At 60.3% G+C, this 16,822-nt stretch carries 11 protein-coding genes and 2 pseudogenes; 7 read left to right on the top strand and 6 right to left on the bottom strand.

Going from position 1 to position 16,822, the window contains the following annotated elements; translation table 11 throughout:
* Positions 1–338 precede the first annotated feature (338 nt).
* Positions 339–3,620, bottom strand: coding sequence for an adenylate/guanylate cyclase domain-containing protein (locus B0G73_RS33085; RefSeq protein ID WP_106285335.1), 3,282 nt, complete (start codon positions 3,618–3,620; stop codon positions 339–341).
* Between the two features lie 189 nt (positions 3,621–3,809).
* Here B0G73_RS33085 and B0G73_RS33080 point away from each other — a divergent pair, with 189 nt between their 5' ends.
* Positions 3,810–6,041 carry a SulP family inorganic anion transporter gene (locus tag B0G73_RS33080; RefSeq protein ID WP_258194060.1) on the top strand — a complete coding sequence of 744 codons (2,232 nt, stop codon included), beginning with the start codon at positions 3,810–3,812 and terminating at the stop codon, positions 6,039–6,041.
* A gap of 169 nt (positions 6,042–6,210) precedes the next feature.
* Here B0G73_RS33080 and B0G73_RS41465 read toward each other — a convergent pair.
* Both B0G73_RS41465 and B0G73_RS33070 read right to left on the bottom strand, forming a co-directional pair.
* A pseudogene (locus B0G73_RS41465) lies at positions 6,211–6,497 on the bottom strand (integrase); the annotation flags it as partial.
* Between the two features lie 331 nt (positions 6,498–6,828).
* Positions 6,829–8,238 carry an adenylate/guanylate cyclase domain-containing protein gene (locus B0G73_RS33070; RefSeq protein ID WP_258194058.1) on the bottom strand — a complete coding sequence of 470 codons (1,410 nt, stop codon included), beginning with the start codon at positions 8,236–8,238 and terminating at the stop codon, positions 6,829–6,831.
* 707 nt (positions 8,239–8,945) lie between these two features.
* Here B0G73_RS33070 and B0G73_RS33065 point away from each other — a divergent pair.
* The 4 genes from B0G73_RS33065 to B0G73_RS33050 all read left to right on the top strand — a co-directional run bounded on the left by B0G73_RS33065 (position 8,946) and on the right by B0G73_RS33050 (position 12,386).
* Positions 8,946–9,845, top strand: a complete 900-nt coding sequence (locus tag B0G73_RS33065; protein WP_106285333.1) for a LysR family transcriptional regulator — start codon at positions 8,946–8,948, stop codon at positions 9,843–9,845.
* Positions 9,846–10,099: 254 nt separating this feature from the next.
* On the top strand, positions 10,100–10,888 hold the full coding sequence (locus B0G73_RS33060) for an SDR family NAD(P)-dependent oxidoreductase (protein ID WP_106285332.1): 789 nt from the start codon (positions 10,100–10,102) through the stop codon (positions 10,886–10,888).
* Between the two features lie 673 nt (positions 10,889–11,561).
* The gene (locus B0G73_RS33055; protein ID WP_243856729.1) at positions 11,562–11,822 is read left to right on the top strand and encodes a hypothetical protein; all 261 of its coding nucleotides are present in this window, start codon (positions 11,562–11,564) and stop codon (positions 11,820–11,822) included.
* 9 nt (positions 11,823–11,831) lie between these two features.
* A complete protein-coding gene (locus B0G73_RS33050) occupies positions 11,832–12,386 on the top strand; it encodes a nuclear transport factor 2 family protein (protein WP_106285330.1) in 555 nt (184 codons plus the stop codon).
* A gap of 84 nt (positions 12,387–12,470) precedes the next feature.
* On the opposite strand, the gene folE is transcribed toward B0G73_RS33050, so the two are convergent.
* Positions 12,471–13,103 (bottom strand): GTP cyclohydrolase I FolE, encoded by a 633-nt coding sequence (gene folE / locus B0G73_RS33045; protein WP_106285329.1) that lies wholly within the window; start codon positions 13,101–13,103, stop codon positions 12,471–12,473.
* A gap of 261 nt (positions 13,104–13,364) precedes the next feature.
* On the opposite strand from folE, the gene B0G73_RS33040 reads away from it, so the two are divergent.
* The gene (locus B0G73_RS33040) at positions 13,365–14,366 is read left to right on the top strand and encodes a nitronate monooxygenase family protein (RefSeq protein ID WP_106285328.1); all 1,002 of its coding nucleotides are present in this window, start codon (positions 13,365–13,367) and stop codon (positions 14,364–14,366) included.
* Positions 14,367–14,410: 44 nt separating this feature from the next.
* Complete coding sequence (locus B0G73_RS33035) at positions 14,411–14,803, top strand: carboxymuconolactone decarboxylase family protein (RefSeq protein WP_219907304.1); 393 nt, start codon at positions 14,411–14,413, stop codon at positions 14,801–14,803.
* A gap of 110 nt (positions 14,804–14,913) precedes the next feature.
* On the opposite strand, the pseudogene B0G73_RS40720 reads toward B0G73_RS33035, so the two are convergent.
* Together B0G73_RS40720 and bktB are read right to left on the bottom strand one after the other, a co-directional pair.
* Positions 14,914–15,267, bottom strand: a pseudogene (locus tag B0G73_RS40720) (MBL fold metallo-hydrolase); the annotation flags it as partial.
* A 57-nt stretch (positions 15,268–15,324) separates the two neighbouring features.
* Entirely contained in the window at positions 15,325–16,506 is a 1,182-nt protein-coding gene (gene bktB, locus B0G73_RS33025) for a beta-ketothiolase BktB (protein ID WP_106285325.1), read from the bottom strand.
* Positions 16,507–16,822 lie beyond the last annotated feature (316 nt).

Here is a 16,822-nt window from a genome sequence, read left to right as displayed (position 1 = left end):
GCCCGGAGGGGTAATCAGGGTTTCGAGATTCTGTTCGTCGGACCAGCGCTTTACTTCCGGCTTCCTTCGGATTCCAGGTTGCCCGCAGCACCGTTACCTTTCGCTAACTTCCCCTTGTCGGGCCCGACGCGGTTTGGCCGAACCCGGAAGTTCGTCGCAAGCCGCACCGCCAACGGCGGCGAACTTCGGCTGTCGACCCAAATTTGCCGTTCGGACCGTCGCGGAACAGACGACCTCTTTCAACCAGCACTGCAACGACTGTCGCCAACAACCGGGAAATGAGCACCTCCGGAAACACCCGCGACTCAATGCGAGCGGGATTGACCTCGTGTACCTGGTCACCTGAACCCACAGTGCGACAGCGCATCGTCTATTGCGGGAAGAGAGTGCAGCGCTCCAAGCCTTCGCGCTTCTTTTTTCAGGCGCAGAAGTTCGTCGAGCAATGCCGCGACCTGGTTTCCCTGCCCGCAGGCGAGTAGCGCGCGCGCCCGTGCGACGACGAATGCGGAAAACGGCGACGGCTCGCGACGGGCGTACGCCTCAAGGGCCGCAGCATGTGCTGCAGCCGCGTCCCACCATCCGCGCTCGAGACAGGCTTCGATCGCGTCACGTCGAAACAGATAGTGATTGTGGCTCACCGCCCCGGCTGCAAGCAGAGCCTCGCCCTCCTCGATAGCCTGCTTGACGATGGCGACATCGTCGGTCGCGCGCGCGAGCGTGCCCAGATACGACGCGCCGAGGTAGGCCATGCCCGTCTCGCGGCTGATCGCCAGCGCCTGTGCGATATCGTCGAGCGCCTCCCGCCGGCGCCCGGCGACCCGATGCAGTTCCGCGCGAAACGCAAGCGCCTCGCCTTCAAAGCGCCTCGATTTCAGTTCGCGCGCACAGTTCAGCGCCGAACCGGCATGCTCCCACGCGCGGTCCCACTGTGCGAGATCGTGCAGGCAATGCCACGCGGCATGATGAGAGACGGCCAGCGCCCGCAGATGCCCGACCTTTTCCGCCGCCGCCACGCTTGCCAGGGCCGCGTCGAGCCCGGTGCTCGCCTTGCCGGCAAACCACGTGGTAATCGCGCGCATCGGCAGATTGGCGACCTCTATTCGTCCGAAGCCGTGGCGCTGACACAGCTCGATGCAAAGGCTAAATGCGTCATGTGCACTGATCATCCGTCCACGCATGTATTCACCGTCGCCAAGCCCGCCGAGCGCGGCCGCCTCCTGTTCGTAGTCGCACGCCTCGCGCGCGAGCGCAAGGCTGCGTTCATGCTCTCGCACGCAGCTGTCGCTGTCGCCGCGCGGAAAACAGAGATTGCCGCGCAGAAAGTGAATGCGTGCCTGTTCGCGCGAGAGCCGCTCGGCTGCGGCCACTGCGGCCGCGCAGTCGAGATCGGTCCACGCGCCGTCGAGATCGTCGATGACCCGCTTCACCGTAGCGCGTCCAATCCATGCGTGACAACGTTCTGCATCGGTCGTCGCCGCCGCGAGCGCCGTTTCGAACGCACCGAGTGCCGACGTCATGGCGCCGATGTCATGCAGGATGTTGCCGCGGAGCAATTCGAGTGCGACGCGGTCGGCACAGGTATCCGCTAATGCAAGCCCGCGTTCGACAAGCTGAAGCGCAAATTCATGGCGATAGCCGGCCGCCTGCGTGCGCGCCGCGTCGCAATAAGCACGAGCAGCGTCACGGTCGCCTGCCCGATCGAGATGTTCAGCGCGCAGTACGGTATCGCGCTGCGCAAACCACTGCGCGGCGCGTCGATGTAACTCGCGGCGTTGGCTCTTCAGCAGCCCATCATAGATGGCGTCGCGAATGAGCGCGTGATGGAATACGAGTCCGCTGCCCTGTCGACGCAGCAGGCGCGCCGTCACTATCGGTTCAAACGTCACATCCGTGCGTTCGAGAATGTGGCTGATGGCCTGCGGCTCGAAGAATTGGCCAAACACCGACGCCGCACGCAAGACGGTCTTGTCGACGGGATCGAGTCCGTCCAGCCGCGCTTGCACCAAACTTTGCACCGAACCTGGCACGCCCGTTTCAGCCGTTTTATCTGTGCTGCTGAGCAGTTGTTCGAGAAAGAGCGGATTACCCGCGGCCCGCTTGATGCAGCGCGCCACCACCTCGGTTGCACAGGAAAACGACTCGGCCATCAGGCGGGAGTCGCCGTCGTTCAAAGGGCCCAGATCGAATAGCGAGCACGGCGCGTTTGCCGCTGCGCCCGATGACGAGTCGAGCGGATCGCCCTGCGGTCGCGTTGTCAGGATCAGCACGGCCGCGCAATCCGCCGCTGCCAAGCTGAGTTCGACGAGGTCCTGCAGCGTCGATGGGTCCGCCCAATGAATGTCTTCAACGATGAGCAATCGAGGCTGCACGCGGCTCGCGCGTTGCACGAGTCTGGCCATCACGTCCTGCCGGCCTCGAACGCGCATCGCGTTGTTCATGGCTTCGTAGACCGCCCGGTGTTCGGGCGGCTGCGGCACCTCGATCAGATCGTTGAGGAAAAGCGCATCACCGGCGTCCGCCAAACCGTCGGCGATGGCTCGCGTCATGGCGGACTTGGCGGCTTCCTCATGGCTCGCGTCGTCGAACGCCAGGAGCCCACGCATAAGTGATCGGATCGCGTCGCGACCGGCTCTAGAACCGAAGTCGAGCACGAACGCCGTGTGACACACGAAGCCTAGTCCGTTTGCCTCGCGCTGAAATTCCTCGACCAAACGCGTCTTTCCGATACCAGGCTCACCCCGCAGACGAACGACGCGGCCGCGTCTCGTCTCCCGGCATGATTCGAGGATCGCCCGAAAATGGCGCAGTTCGTCGCGACGGCCAAAGAGTGGTCGACTGGCAGACGGACGTCGAAGGCCGGTGAGACGCCACACGGGAACGGGCTCGGCGAAGCCTTTCACGGCAAGTGCGCCACGGGCTTCGCACGCGATGCGGTCTGCCAGCGGGCGCCACAAAGTTTCCGAGACCAGGATTTCGCCCGGTCCGGCCGCGTCGGTCAGACGCGACGCGAGGTTGACTGTTTCGCCCGTCACGGTGTACTCGCGATGGGCCGCGCTGCCCGTGTCGCTTGCGACGACCTGGCCGACCGCAATACCGATGTGACTGGAGAGCGGGCGCACCAGCGTTCGAGACAGATTCGGCATCGCGTCGATGATCGCGAGTGCGGCCCGCGCTGCGCGCTCCCGATCGTTTCCGTACGAACGCGGCGCGCCGAACACCGCCATGACGCAATCGCCGACATGCTTGTCGATGTGCCCGCCATGTCGAACGACGATGTCATCTACCTGCTCGAAGTAGCCGCCGAGCACAACGAGCAATTCTTCCGGATCGAGTGCCCGGCTGAGATCCGTATAGCCGCAGATGTCGGCGAAGAGCACTGCGACTTGCCTGCGCTCGTCCGCCCGCGCGACAGGCTGGTCGACAGAAGCCTGTACCGTGGACGACGGTTTCTCCGCTATCGCCGTCAGCAGCCGCTTGCGATGCCCTAGCGAGCGCACGCCGAGCTCCTTCAGGTCCGCATCGCTGAGCTCGCGCAGCATCGCCCCATCGATGTCGTTGTCGGCAAATACCTGCATGTACTGCTCGAGCCCGAGTTCGCGCAGCCACAGTTCGATGTCCATCGCGTCACCGCCGGAACCTGTTTCCCGTTGAGCGCTTAAGAAATACAACGGCGCTCGCCTGTTTCAGTGTAGGCGTTGCGCGCACCGACGGGTGTACGACGGCCGTTTGACACGCGCAAGGACGACGGCGGATACTGGGTCGCGCGGCGCGCTGGCATGTCTCGGCGCCGCGCGTTGCGGGAGAGCGCCGTGAAGGAAGGTGCCACAGGTTCTGCGTCCGGGTCTGCGTCGGAATTCGCGTCGAACGTCGCCGGCCTGCTCGGCGACCTGGCGGCGGGCGCCGTCTCGACACTCGTCATGCTCTGCTACGCAATGAGCCTGGGCACGCTGGTCTTCAGCGCGGACCTCGCGCGCTATGCCCAACTCGGCGTGCCTACAGCGCTCGTCAGTTGTATCGTCACTGCGCTCGTGATCGCGCTGACCAGTTCGATGCGTCTGAATATTGCCGGGCCGGACAGCAACGCGACGGCGTTTCTCGCGGGTGTAGCGGCGGGCGTCGCCAGCAGCGCACGCGCCGACGGCGGCTCGCCACCAACCATTCTGCTGACCGTACTGATTTCGATCGCGCTGTGCTCGGTGCTGACGGGCATTGTGCTGTTCTCAATCGGTTCGTCGAAGCGCAGCCGTTCATTGCAGTTCCTGCCGTACCCCGTGGTCGGAGGGTTTCTCGCTGGCACGGGCTATCTGCTGCTCGCGGGCGCGTTTCGCGTGCTGACGGGCGCGTCGCCTCAATGGCATAGCCTCGGGCTTCTAGCGCATCTGCACTGGCTCGCATGGACACCCGCGCTCTTCATCGGCGTGCTCACAACCGCGCTTACGCGCCGCTGGCAGCACATTGCCGCACTGCCGATCGTACTCCTGTGCGGAATCGCGCTGTTCTATCTGCTGCTGCATCTCGCCGGACTGTCGATCGACGATGCGCGCAATATGGGCCTGCTACTGCCGCATGTGAAACTGCAATTATTCCCCGATCTCCATATCCCTGCGCCGCTCGCGCGCGGCGTGATCGACTGGGCCGCGATCGGCGCACATCTGCCTGAGACGCTCGTCGTGACATCTGCATCGGCGATCACGATCCTGATGAACTCGACGGCCATCGGCGCGGTAACGGGCGAAGACATCGACCTGAACCGCGAAATGCGCGCGGCGGGACTCGCAAACATCGCGAGCGGATTGCTGGGCGGCATGGTCGGCTATCAGTCGTACAACCGCTCGATGCTCAACGCGCGCGCCGGCGCGACGAGCCGGATGGCGGGCGTGTTCGCAGCGATCGCATGCCTCGTTGTGCTCGCTGCGTCACCCGATCTGGTCGCGCTGTTTCCCGTGCCCGTGCTGGTCGGGCTGCAACTCTTCATGGGATTGCGCCTGATGCTGCAATGGCTGGTCGGCGCGTATGCGCGGCTGAACTGGTATGAGTACGCGCTCGTGCCGGGCATACTCGCCGTAGTCGCGTTTTATGGCGTCGTTGCGGGTGTGATTGCGGGCGTGATCGCCGCGTGCGTGATGTTCGCGCTGCTGTATGGACGCGTCAGTTGCGTGCGAATGGAATTCGATGCTACTACGCGTACCTCGACAGTCGAGCGCAGTATCGAAAACGCCGCGCGTCTGCGCGAAGTCGGCGCGCAGCTATTCGGCGTGTGCCTGCAAGGCTTCCTGTTCTTCGGCACCGCCAACTCGATCCTGCAACGGGTGCGCGAACGCCTCGAAGTACTCGACGCATTGCCCGTGCGCTATGTCGTACTCGATTTCGCGTCGACCAATGGCATGGACGCATCGGTATCGATTGCATTCGTGAAGCTGCGGCAACTCTGCGCAACGTCGGGTGCGGATCTCGTGCTGACCGCGTTGCCCGTACGCTCGCGCAATCTGCTCGTGAAGACAGGCACGCTGCACTTACGGATACGCGAGTTCCCAACGCTCGATGCCGGTCTCGAATGGATCGAAGATCAACTGCTCGCATCCGATGCAGACACGGATCGCTCCGGCGAGCACGATTTTTATGCGACGCTCGCGCCGCACTTCACGCCGTGCGCGCTGGAGAAGTTGTGTGCATGTCTCGAACCGTGCGATCTCGATGCCGGGCAGCCGCTGTTCTCGTGTGGCGAGCCGGGCGATGCGATTTATATCGTCGAGCGCGGACGCGTCGCCGTTTCGTTGCCGCTGCTCGATGGCCGGCCGGTGCGGCTGCGCTCGTTCGGTCCGGGCACGATCGTCGGCGAAATGGCCGTGTACACCCAGACGGCGCGAAGCGCCGACGTGATCGCCGAAGCGCCGACACGCGTTCACCGTCTGTCGGTGCCCGCGCTTCTCACGCTCGAACGCGATGACCCGGTCACCGCGCAGCAGTTTCACCGCTTTCTGATCAAGACGATCGCGTCGCGACTCGCAGTCGCCGATGAAGCACTGCGCGCTGCTTGGTGATCGACGCATGAAACGAGGCCTGCCGCCTCGTGCCCGGCCTCGCCACCCACGCCCGCATACTGCGACATCGCGCCCGATGCGGGATGATCGATGCCCATCGGATCGTGCTTTTTCATCTTGCTGCCCTAAGGCATGCACCGGCTCGAAAAGGTGATGGTCGGCGGGTTTTTTTCAGTCCTCGCGCAAAATCCACCCCGCGATACTCCACCGAGTCTGCTCCGTAATTTCGAACTGCACCCGCCGTTGAGTTTTCTGCTGCATGGGCGTCGCACGCGAGACCACGTGGCCTCCTATGCAGATGTCCTGCACTTGCAGCCGCGTCAGGTCGCACGTGCGAAGCTAGCTATCAACCGCCAGGCTGAACAGTGCCAACTCACGAACATTGGACGACATCTGAAGTCTCGTCCGAATCGCCCAGATTTCGCGGAGCTCCAATGGCGGCTTCTGGCCGGTCAAGCTGCCCTTGTTCTATGGCCCAACTGCACCCGCCGGCCGCTGGAAGAAATACGCGTTTCAATATCGAAGGGGAGATTGTTGTGCGCTTTGAAGCCGACCCTCTTCGGCCCACTGCCGCCGCCTGAATCAGTTCCACTTCGGCGAAGCTTTCACATTACAGCAGCCCATCCGCGCAGCCACACGGCCGATGGCTATGCGCCAAGCCGGCAGATTGTGCTCTGCACGTATTCAATCCCTTGGGACCATTTCGTGACTTCACGCACAGTTGCTCGACTCAATGACGTTCTTCCCGTCTTCCAACTCAGTAGCGAGACCAATGCGGTGATCGTCATCACCCGGACGCGATGCGATATGCGCTTGCCCTGCCTTGGACGCCGCGAAGTGGAGTTTCGAATTCGACGACAGTGCGGCCAGCAAGAAGGTCGCGGACGCCAGGTGAGCTATAGAGCGCTTCCGAGATGCAAATCTCTCCGGCCTCAGCGAGAGACTGCACGCGCGCGGCGACGTTGACGGTCTGGCCGAAATAATCGAGATTGTCGTTCAGCGTCACTGCTAACGATGGCCCGCAATGCGCCCCGATCTTCAGAATGATCGCCGGTTCTCCACGCTCGCGATTGAAGCGTCCGATTTCATCGACAATCCTTAACGACGCGGAAACAGCGTCCGTTGGTCGACAGAAGACGGCCATCACAGCATCCCCAATCGTCTTTACTATCGCGCCGGAATACCGTTGTGCGACCATCTCGAGCAATGCGAAATGCTGTCTGACTAGCCCGTACGCATTCAGATCGCCGAGGCGTTCGTACATGGCCGTCGAACCCTTGAGATCGGTGAAAACAAATGTCACTTGCCGAATCCCGAGCCCCTCCTTCTCGTCGACGCGTTCCGAGCGGAACAGGCGCCGGAAGGTTTGTCGCGCCACTAGCGTCCCGCCGGAGAGATACGGTTCGAATTCGAGCGGCGGCTTGATGACTTGGGCGACGACCTCAGGAGGCCAATTGATCAGGAGCAGGGACCCGCGCTTGCTTCCCGTATTCCTCACCTCAACGACTACAGGGCCGGGCGGCACAACGGAGAGCGCCGGGGCAAACCGTTGCCCGTCATATCCCACCTGCAACAGCGTCGGCGACGTGACCGGTTCGCCGGCAATCGCAACCACGAGAGCGGCCTGTGTTTCGACATTCACGCCCGACAAGGCACCGGGGCCAAGGTCCGCCTGTAGAGTCGTCGTCGAGCCTGGCGGCAGAAACGTCAGGCCGCGCACCAGACCCCGCAAAAAGTCGAGAAACCGAACTTGTTGGCCGGCGAAACGACCGTCACCGTTAAATCGTAGCTTCCAATGGAAATCATCCACGGAAAGCGACTCGGGGTCGTGGAAGGTCAGCCTCCGGAGTTCGGGAGATATAGAAAATGTGACTTCGATGAAATCGTCCAGGTCGGTTTCGCCCGTAACGTCGCATAGTCCACAGACATAGTGGGTCTTGAGCGTGCGCAACGATCCGAAGCTATTGAGGACCATTCCTGACTGCGGACAAAGAACGTTCCAGTTCATCCCGAACAGCCCGTATCGCGCCGCATGAAGAAAGAGGTCGATGCATTCAGCCTCGCCTATGCCGCGATCACGCGCAAACGCCAGCGGGTTGACCCGGTAAACGGACAGATCGTCGCCGCTCCTGACCAGAGTCTCGAGCTTGGAAATGACACGCGGACTCCATGACCTCGCCTGCTCGATCTCGGTCATTTTGCGCTCGAGAAACTGATCGTCAATGTGCATCGTCGTGGCCGAGTCAGCGGCAAACAGTCAGACACGATCTCCGTGTCCGTCGCCTGATTTCCGGAGTACTTCCAGAGCGTTACTTCTCCTGCATCCCTTCACCTTGCCTACTTCCTGCGCGAATCGGTATAGCGCGAACAGCGACGAATTCAGTTCATGATCGGCCACCTCTTCCTGGCATCTCTACCTGAAGTCGATCCCTTGGACGGCTTTTTCGAGTATACCGCCAACTGACGCATCGCAATCTACGTGCTTGCACTTGGCTTTTGAATTGACAATATTCGTCAGGCCATTTGCGGAACCCCGGCAGCGCGCCCTGTTACGCCGGCTACCATCCAAGGGTATCGAGGGACAAAAACAAGGCGCCATCGCTCTATGTCAGTCAGGCGTCCGTTCTTCACAAGAACGGCCAGTTCCCGGCGATCGCTCTCTGCAGAATGCCGCAGCTCTGATGGTTGACGGTGCGTCATCGACACGGGTCGGCGGCTTATCGATCTCGCTGAGTGAGTCGGTGTTCAAGGTTCACTGCACGCGAGGGGGCCCGTCATCTCTGTGGATATGACGACATGTCATTCCGATCAAGCGTCTCAGCGAGCGGAATACGGAGGGTTAGCTGTGATCTTTCAAAAAGGATATTCTGTCGAGGTCGAGTCATATCAAAGCGATATCACGTCATGGAATTGCGTCACCTCAGGCACTTTATCGCGGTCGCCGAAACTCAACATTTCGGCCGTGCCGCGGCGCGACTCGGCATGGCGCAACCGCCGCTGAGTCAATCCATCATGCGCCTCGAAGAGTCGCTCGGAACCAGGCTATTGGAACGTACTCCGCGTGGCGTCTCGTTGACGACTGCGGGCGCGGCGCTACTCGCGGAAGCGAAACCTTTGATCGCACAAGCGGAAATGGCGGAGCGCCGCGTGCGCCAGGCTGCGGATGAGTTAGCCAGCCTTAGCATTGCGTTTGTGCCGATGTGCGCGATGCGCATCATGCCGCTCGCCATACAGACGCTGCGCCGGCAGTGGCCCGGCGTCGATGTCCGTTTGATCGAGCGCGGCAGCGCGCTCACGGCGGCCAGCGTGAAGAATGGCAGCATCGATCTTGGCGTGGTCGTCAACAGTGCGGCCGACGTGTCAGGTCTGGAAAGCTCCACAATCGAACGCATGAGGTTGGTTGCTGCCGTTCCAGCAAGCTGGCCATTGGCGCAGCAAGCCAGCATCCGGGTCGCCGACCTCGCGGCGTATCCGCTGATCATGTTTCCGCAACAAATGTCCCAGCCGGTGTTCGCGGCGTTTGAAGCCGCTCGGCGGGAAGCAGGTTTGTCTCCCAAAGTCACTCAGCAGGCACGGCATCCTTACACGATGCTCAATCTCGTAGCAAATGAGCTTGGCATTGGATTAATGCTGGACTCCGCGCGGCACCTTCCGGTGGAGGGCGTTGTTTTCGTCGACATAGACGATATTCCGACATCGTTCGATACTGAAGTTTCCCTCATCTGGACCGATCGGCCCCATAAGGCCTACCACCGGGCCATGCTCGATATCATTCGCGAACTCGCGGCCCCCACGCCCGACTGAGTCGCTCCAACGACAGTCCACTTGCAACTGTCGCTCGCAAGTCGGAGAAGGCTGGCGAACGCTGTTGAGTCATCGCGCGGACTGTTTTACTCGTCTTTTGTCACGCTGCGCTACGCAGCGTGCTCTCCTGTCATTTTTCCCTCCATCTGGCTTCCTGCCACTCATCACCGCCTTGACACTACTTGCCCAAGAGTTTATGTTTCCGAATGACGTTCATAAAATAACTGTTCGTATCGCGAGCAACCGGAGGAGCAATGAGTACATCGAAGTTAGCGAGCCTGTTCGATCTCGATGGGCGGGTCGCAGTCGTTACCGGCGCAGGGTCGGGCATCGGACGCGAGACAGCACTGCTGCTGGCGTCAGCGGGCGCGGTAGTCGTCGCAGCCGATCTTAACGAGGAGGGCGCTCTGCAAACAGTCGCGCAGATTGACGATGCGTCGGGCAAGGCAATCGCGGTCAAAGTCGATATTGGCGACGAAGCTTCGATCACCGGGATGTTCGATACGACGCATGCCAAGTTCGGCCGGCTCGACATCCTCGTCAACAATGCCGGGATCTATCCGAAAACGAGCTTCGTCGATACGTCGGCGGAGAAGTGGGACCGCGTGCTGCGAGTCAATCTGCGCGGAACCTTCCTATGCATGCGCGAAGCCATCAAACGGATGCAAGCCGGCAACGCGGGCGGATCGATCATTAATATTTCTTCAGTGGCGTCGCTGCAGCCCGTGATCTTTGATAACGGTGACTATGGCGCGTCAAAAGCCGGCGTGAACAATCTGACAAAAGTTGTCGCGCTCGAATTCGCTGCGGACCGGATCCGGGTCAATGCAGTGCTCCCCGGCGGCGTTGCGACCGAAGGCGCAGCGGCATCGACGAAAGTCCATCAAGCACACGGACCGATCACCCAGCCGGGACGTATGCCTTTGGGTCGGATCGGGAGCGCTGCGGACATCGCGAGCGCGGTCTTGTTCTTTGCCTCTCCGGCCGCCGACTATGTGACGGGCCAATTGCTCGCTGTCGATGGAGGATTTCAGGTTTCCTGAAGAGTACATAAATTACCAATCATGAACACCGCCGTAGGCCCGGCGGTGCTTACCCGTGTTGTAAGCAGCATGCGAAGCCTATGCATGGTGTCCTTTTGTCCCCGGTGCCGATAACTTGGTGCCGGGGATTTTTTATGCGGGAGCGCCGCGTCGACAGCGCGCTTCTCGAGCGGCCGCGACCCCGAGTCCGCCTGCGTCGTGCATTTGCGGGCTGCACTTACCAGAATTTTCAGGCTATGTTGCAGCGGCAGAAAAAATCGCTGGTAGTGAAAACACCGATCCGAATAATTGAACGGACAGTTGCATAACCGAACGTCCTCGCCTACGATGTTTATCAAGAGGTGTGCACGAGCACCCACCAGGCCTCGGCCGATCGGAGACAAGCTATGTACCTCATCTACAGCGATTTGAACGGTGATCTCGCGGACTATTCACTTCGTTCCGGAGTTCCGTGCGCGGACGTACCTCCTCCGCGTGAGAAAGCGAGCGAGTCGGCTTCTGTCAAAGCTACCGCAGCGCCTTCGCAATGGAGCACGCGGCTTCGCAGGATCGGTTCGTTGTGGCCCGCACACGGTCTGCTGAATCGCGCCGCACTACGTCCGGTCGACATATCCGAGGGAGAGCGTTCATGAGTCGAAGCACGCGCAAACTTTCCGGCGACGAACGCCGGATCATGCTCCCGATCCTGCTGCTGTCGATCATTGCGGTAGCGGCGTATTTTCTGGTACGGGATTGGCGGATGGAAGAACTCGGCCTCTCGGCGATTTTCGACATTGTGATGATTTTCGTCGTGCTCGGTGCTGCCGCGTTCTTCGGCGTCGTAAGTTGCATTGCTCGACGCGGTGGGGCAGGCGAGGATGGGCAGAGCGAGGGGTATTGTTTCCTCGGTGCACTGGTCGGCGCGATCGTGTTTTTTGTGGCCATTCTCAATTGAGCGGGGAAAATGAGACCAGAACTCGAACAACGTCTTGAGGAATTGCTCGATAGACAGGCGATTCTTGACTGCATACATCGCTATTGCCGGGGCGTCGACCGGATGGATCGTGAGTTGACCCTATCGGCCTATCATCCGGACGCAATTGACGACCATGGTACTTTCGTTGGCAATCCAGAAGAATTCGTGAGCTGGGCATTCGACTACCATAGCGAGCACCAACTATCGCATCATCACATGGTGTTCAATCATAGCGTCGATTTGCAGGGCGATGTCGCGCACACTGAAACGTATTGGCTTTTTTTCGGCGAGAATCGGTCCAAGCCTGACACGTTGGCGGTTGGTCGCTATATCGACCGCTTTGAGAAGAGGGAGGGAAAGTGGGCAATCGCTGCGCGGGTATGCATTTCGGAGGCGGTTAACGAGTCGACTCCTGCCAACTTGCCCGACGCGTGGCGCGAGGTGTTGATGAGCAACGGCAACAGAACGCGCGACAGAAGCGACATATCGTTTGACCGGCCTTTGAAGGCGCGTGATCCGGATCGCTTGCGAGAATACAGTTAGGAACAGTAAGGTGGAAATGTACGATGCGGGTTGCTGACCACCTCTCCAATGACAAAGTCGACCCAGTCCGGTCGACTTTGTCGTTCAGGTATTAGGTAGCTGTCCGATCGCGCCGTTGCCGATGATCGACAGGAACTCCCGACGGGTGGATGGATCGTTCCTGAATGAGCCGAGCATCCTGCTCGTGACCAACGACGTTCCAGGTTTGTGTACGCCGCGCGTGCTCATGCACTGATGTGCCGCTTCCAGAATGACGCCCACGCCTTTAGGCTGCAGTACCGTGTTCAATGCGTCGGCGATCTGCACAGTCATCTTCTCCTGAATCTGCAGTCGCTTCGCATACGTGTCGACAAGTCGCGCGAGCTTCGAAATGCCCACCACGCGATGATCTGGAAGATAGGCGACATGGGCACGGCCAATGATGGGCACCATGTGGTGCTCACAATAGCTTTCAAAGCGGATGTCTTTTAACACAATCATTTCGTCGTAGCCATCCACCTCCGAGAAGGTTGTAGCAAGAATCTGCATGGGGTCGGACAAATAACCCGAAAAGAACTCCCTATAGGCGCGCGCAACTCTGGCGGGCGTCTCTGCGAGTCCTTCACGAAGCGGATCATCTCCCGCCCATCTGATTAGCGTTCGAACTGCCTCTTCTGCCTCTGCTTTCGTGGGATGTTCTGTAATGGACAGATTGCCGTTGCTGTCGCGCTGATTCACGTAGCCTCCTTAAAGCCGTGCGCTGCGTTCCGTGTTCTGGTGTGACCTATGCGTCGCATAGACAAAGGTCTAAACCTGATTTAGGGCTGGCTGCCGGGTGGCAGCGTGGCGACCGGTGCGAATGTTGGTGAGACATCAAAAAGTGTATATAATTGTACATCGTTCGTAAATAGGAACGTCGCTGCATGGCCAATGCGACAATTCCCTGTAATCGATTATGGCTACGGCGCGAGCAATGCTTCGCTCCACGGAGGTCAAAGAATGAAGACACGCATCACCGAGCTACTGGGTATCCGCTATCCCATCGTGCAGGGAGGCATGATGTGGGTGGGTCGTGCGGAACTGGCCTCAGCGGTGTCGAATGCCGGCGCGCTTGGCACCATTACCGCATTGACGCAGCCAACGCCCGAAGCGTTGAGCATTGAAATCGATCGCGTGAGGTCAATGACGAACGAACCGTTTGCCGTGAACCTGACCATTCTGCCAACGATCAAGCCGGTTCCTTATCAGGAATACGTGCGGGTCATCATCGAGAGCGGCGTCAAGATTGTCGAAACTGCGGGGCGCAATCCCGAGCCCTATCTGCCCGCTTTCAAGGCAGCGGGTATCAAGGTGATTCACAAGTGCACGTCGGTACGGCATGCATTGAAGGCGGAGGCGATTGGCTGCGACGCGGTCAGCGTCGATGGATTCGAATGTGCCGGCCACCCGGGCGAAGACGATGTGCCCAATCTCATCTTGCTACCGGCTGCCGCCGCGCAATTGCGTATCCCAATGCTGGCATCAGGTGGCATTGCCGACGCGCGCGGCATGGTAGCGGCGCTCGCTCTCGGCGCGGATGGCGTCAATATGGGCACACGCTTCATGGCAACTCGGGAAGCACCCATCCATGAGAACGTCAAGCGCCAATTGCTCGAACACGACGAGCGAAATACGGCGCTGATTTTTCGTACCCTCAAGAATACGTCGCGGATTTTCCGTAATGCGGTGGCGGAGCAAGTACTCGAGTTGGAGCGGCGGGAGGGAACGACATTTGCGGACCTGAAGCCGCTCGTGAGCGGCGAACGTGGAAAGCGCATTTATGAAACCGGTGACACAGACGACGGTACGTTTCCCGCGGGCCTCGCGATCGGCCTGATTCACGATATTCCCACCTGCGATGAGCTTGTGAGCCGCATGGTCGCGGAGGCGCGCGAACTGATTCACCGAAGGCTGGCGACCATGATGGACAAGGCAAGCAACGAAACAGCCTGCGTGCTTTGAATGGCAATTGAGTACAACCGTCGATGACGAACAAGGAGCATACCGTGTCGGAAAGTCGTGAGAAGGGGCGTCAGGTCGTTCGCGAAATGTTGGGTGACGAGTTTCTAGGCGCAATGGACGCAGCGGCGGCATCCGGCGGATTTGGTGCAGATGCGGCTTCGCTCGCCCTCGAGAACGCGTTTGGCGACGCGTGGGCACGTCCGGGCCTCGATCGTCGTTCGAGAAGCCTCGTTACGCTGGGCATGCTGATCGCACAGCGTACGCCGTGGGAATTCAGTAATCATGTCCGCATCGGGCTAGCGAATGGTCTGACCGAGAAGGAACTGGAAGAGGTCGTCCTGCATGCTATTCCGTATGTGGGCTTTCCGGCCGTCAGCATCGCGCTGAAAGCCTGCAAGGAAGTATTAGGCGAGAAGGTTGCCACCGTTCAGGAATAGTCTGTGTCGGCATTGGTCAAGCGGGGGCGGTTGACTCCGCCGCTCCTTTCGATCGGGATCGTTGTCAGCCGGAATCGGTAGTCAACCGCGGCGAAGGCGACGTCGCCTCCTCAGCAAAAGATGCCGGGCAGGCCAGGATGTTCGCGAGCTTCAAGGCGCGCGAGATGAGCGAGCAGAGAACGCGTCGCGGCTGGCCACAACTTGCGCGGCACATCGTCGTACGCGCGTTCTACCCACTCGTCGAGAGTGCCCCGCGGCAAGTTTCTCACTACCGCGGCAATTTTCGCTTCGCGTTCAAGCCGGTGTGTTTTGATGCGTGCGATTTGTGCGCGCGCGGAGCCGAGCACGTGCCCGTGTGCCGGCAAGATGAATTCGACTCCGTACTGGTTGCACAGCATGTAGAGCTGATCGAGGGATTCGAGATATGCGGTCATATTCCCGTCAGGGGGATCGATGATCGTGGTTCGGGACGGGTCACACCACTTTCCCTCATGTGATCAGTATGGGCTAGCCTGCTGGGATCAGATGCGCTCGAAGATGGCCGCGATCCCTTGACCGCCACCAATGCACATCGTTACAAGCGCATATCGGCCGCCTATCCGTTGCAGCTCGTGAAGCGCTTTGACCGTGATGATTGCGCCGGTTGCGCCAATCGGATGACCGAGCGATATGCCGGAGCCATTCGGGTTGACACGCGCAGGATCGAACTGGAGTTCTTTGGTCACGGCGCAAGCCTGTGCAGCGAACGCTTCGTTAGCCTCAATGACATCGAGGTCTGCAATGGTCAGGCCGGCCTTCGCCAGCGCCTTCCGGGTCGCGGGAACGGGCCCGATACCCATGTATTGTGGCTCAACGCCGGCATGAGCGTAGGCAACCAGTCGCGCGAGTGGCCGAATACCTCTAGTTTCGGCCTCACTGCGCTCCATTAGAAGTACGGCCGCCGCGCCGTCGTTCAGGCTCGAGGCGTTGCCTGCTGTCACCGTGCCGTCCTTCTGAAATGCCGGGCGCAACTTGGCCAATTCATCGACTGTGGTGGTGGGACGGACATGTTCGTCCAGTTCGAACATCGTCGCGCCATTTTTGCTGTGCACCGCGACAGGAACAATTTGCTCCTTGAAATACCCTTCCTCGACCGCGCGTCCAGCCCGGCGATGCGACTCCACCGCCAGTGCATCCTGGTCCTCACGCGATACGCCATATTTCGCCGCAACATTTTCGGCTGTCACGCCCATGTGGCACGCGCCGAAGGGATCGGTCAGCGCACCCACCATCATATCGATCAGCCGGATGTCGCCCATTCGCGCGCCCCAGCGTGCGCCTGTGGCCAAATAGGCTGCGCGCGTCATATTCTCGGCGCCGCCGCCGATCGCGATGTCCGTGTCGCCAAGCCAGATCGCCTGCGCTGCCGAAATAATGGCCTGCAGGCCTGAGCCGCACAGGCGGTTCAGCGTCAGCGCCGGCGCATCTGTACCGATACCGCCTTCGATCGCCGCGACGCGGGCGAGATACATATCTTTGGGGTCAGTGTGGATGACATGGCCGAACACGACCTGTCCGACTGCGTCGCCTTTTAACTGCACTCGCGACAGGACTTCCCGGACAACCGTCGCGCCGAGTTGCGTTGGCGGGACGGAGGCAAGCGCGCCTCCGAAATCTCCAATCGCAGTGCGAACGCTGCCGGCAACTACGACTTCTCTTTGCATGACGCTCTCCCACCAAGCTGATGCTGCATGACCAGCGTTTAAAATGACGAACGATGTTCATAAAGTAGCTCAAATTTGATCGGATGTCCATGGACGGTTTTGCTATCGTTTGCATGAGGACGTTCGCCGGCGATGCACGCCCACTCGCGCGGCGGCGGACGCTTCCCGCGCCGCGGTGGTACCCGTTCACATCGGGTGATGCTGGATGGACGCATACGAAATTTCGCGATATTCTTGTTCTTGTTTCTGATCGATGTTCATTTATTGGTTCGCGTGTCTAGCGCGGGGATGGTCGGTAAAGGCGCGCAAAGCGGCA

The organism is Paraburkholderia sp. BL25I1N1, assembly GCF_003002025.1.
GTDB lineage: Bacteria > Pseudomonadota > Gammaproteobacteria > Burkholderiales > Burkholderiaceae > Paraburkholderia.
Note: the sequence above shows the minus strand (reverse complement) of the source record. Positions and strands in the feature narration are given on the sequence as shown.

Excerpts from the sequence above, each read along its gene's own strand:
- B0G73_RS33085 (WP_106285335.1), bottom strand. The coding sequence starts at position 3,620 with ATGGACATCGAACTGTGGCTGCGCGAACTCGGGCTCGAGCAGTACATG.
- B0G73_RS33070 (WP_258194058.1), bottom strand. The coding sequence starts at position 8,238 with ATGACCGAGATCGAGCAGGCGAGGTCATGGAGTCCGCGTGTCATTTCC.
- B0G73_RS33065 (WP_106285333.1), top strand. The coding sequence starts at position 8,946 with ATGGAATTGCGTCACCTCAGGCACTTTATCGCGGTCGCCGAAACTCAA.
- B0G73_RS33060 (WP_106285332.1), top strand. The coding sequence starts at position 10,100 with ATGAGTACATCGAAGTTAGCGAGCCTGTTCGATCTCGATGGGCGGGTC.
- B0G73_RS33055 (WP_243856729.1), top strand. The coding sequence starts at position 11,562 with ATGCTCCCGATCCTGCTGCTGTCGATCATTGCGGTAGCGGCGTATTTT.
- B0G73_RS33050 (WP_106285330.1), top strand. The coding sequence starts at position 11,832 with ATGAGACCAGAACTCGAACAACGTCTTGAGGAATTGCTCGATAGACAG.
- B0G73_RS33040 (WP_106285328.1), top strand. The coding sequence starts at position 13,365 with ATGAAGACACGCATCACCGAGCTACTGGGTATCCGCTATCCCATCGTG.
- bktB (WP_106285325.1), bottom strand. The coding sequence starts at position 16,506 with ATGCAAAGAGAAGTCGTAGTTGCCGGCAGCGTTCGCACTGCGATTGGA.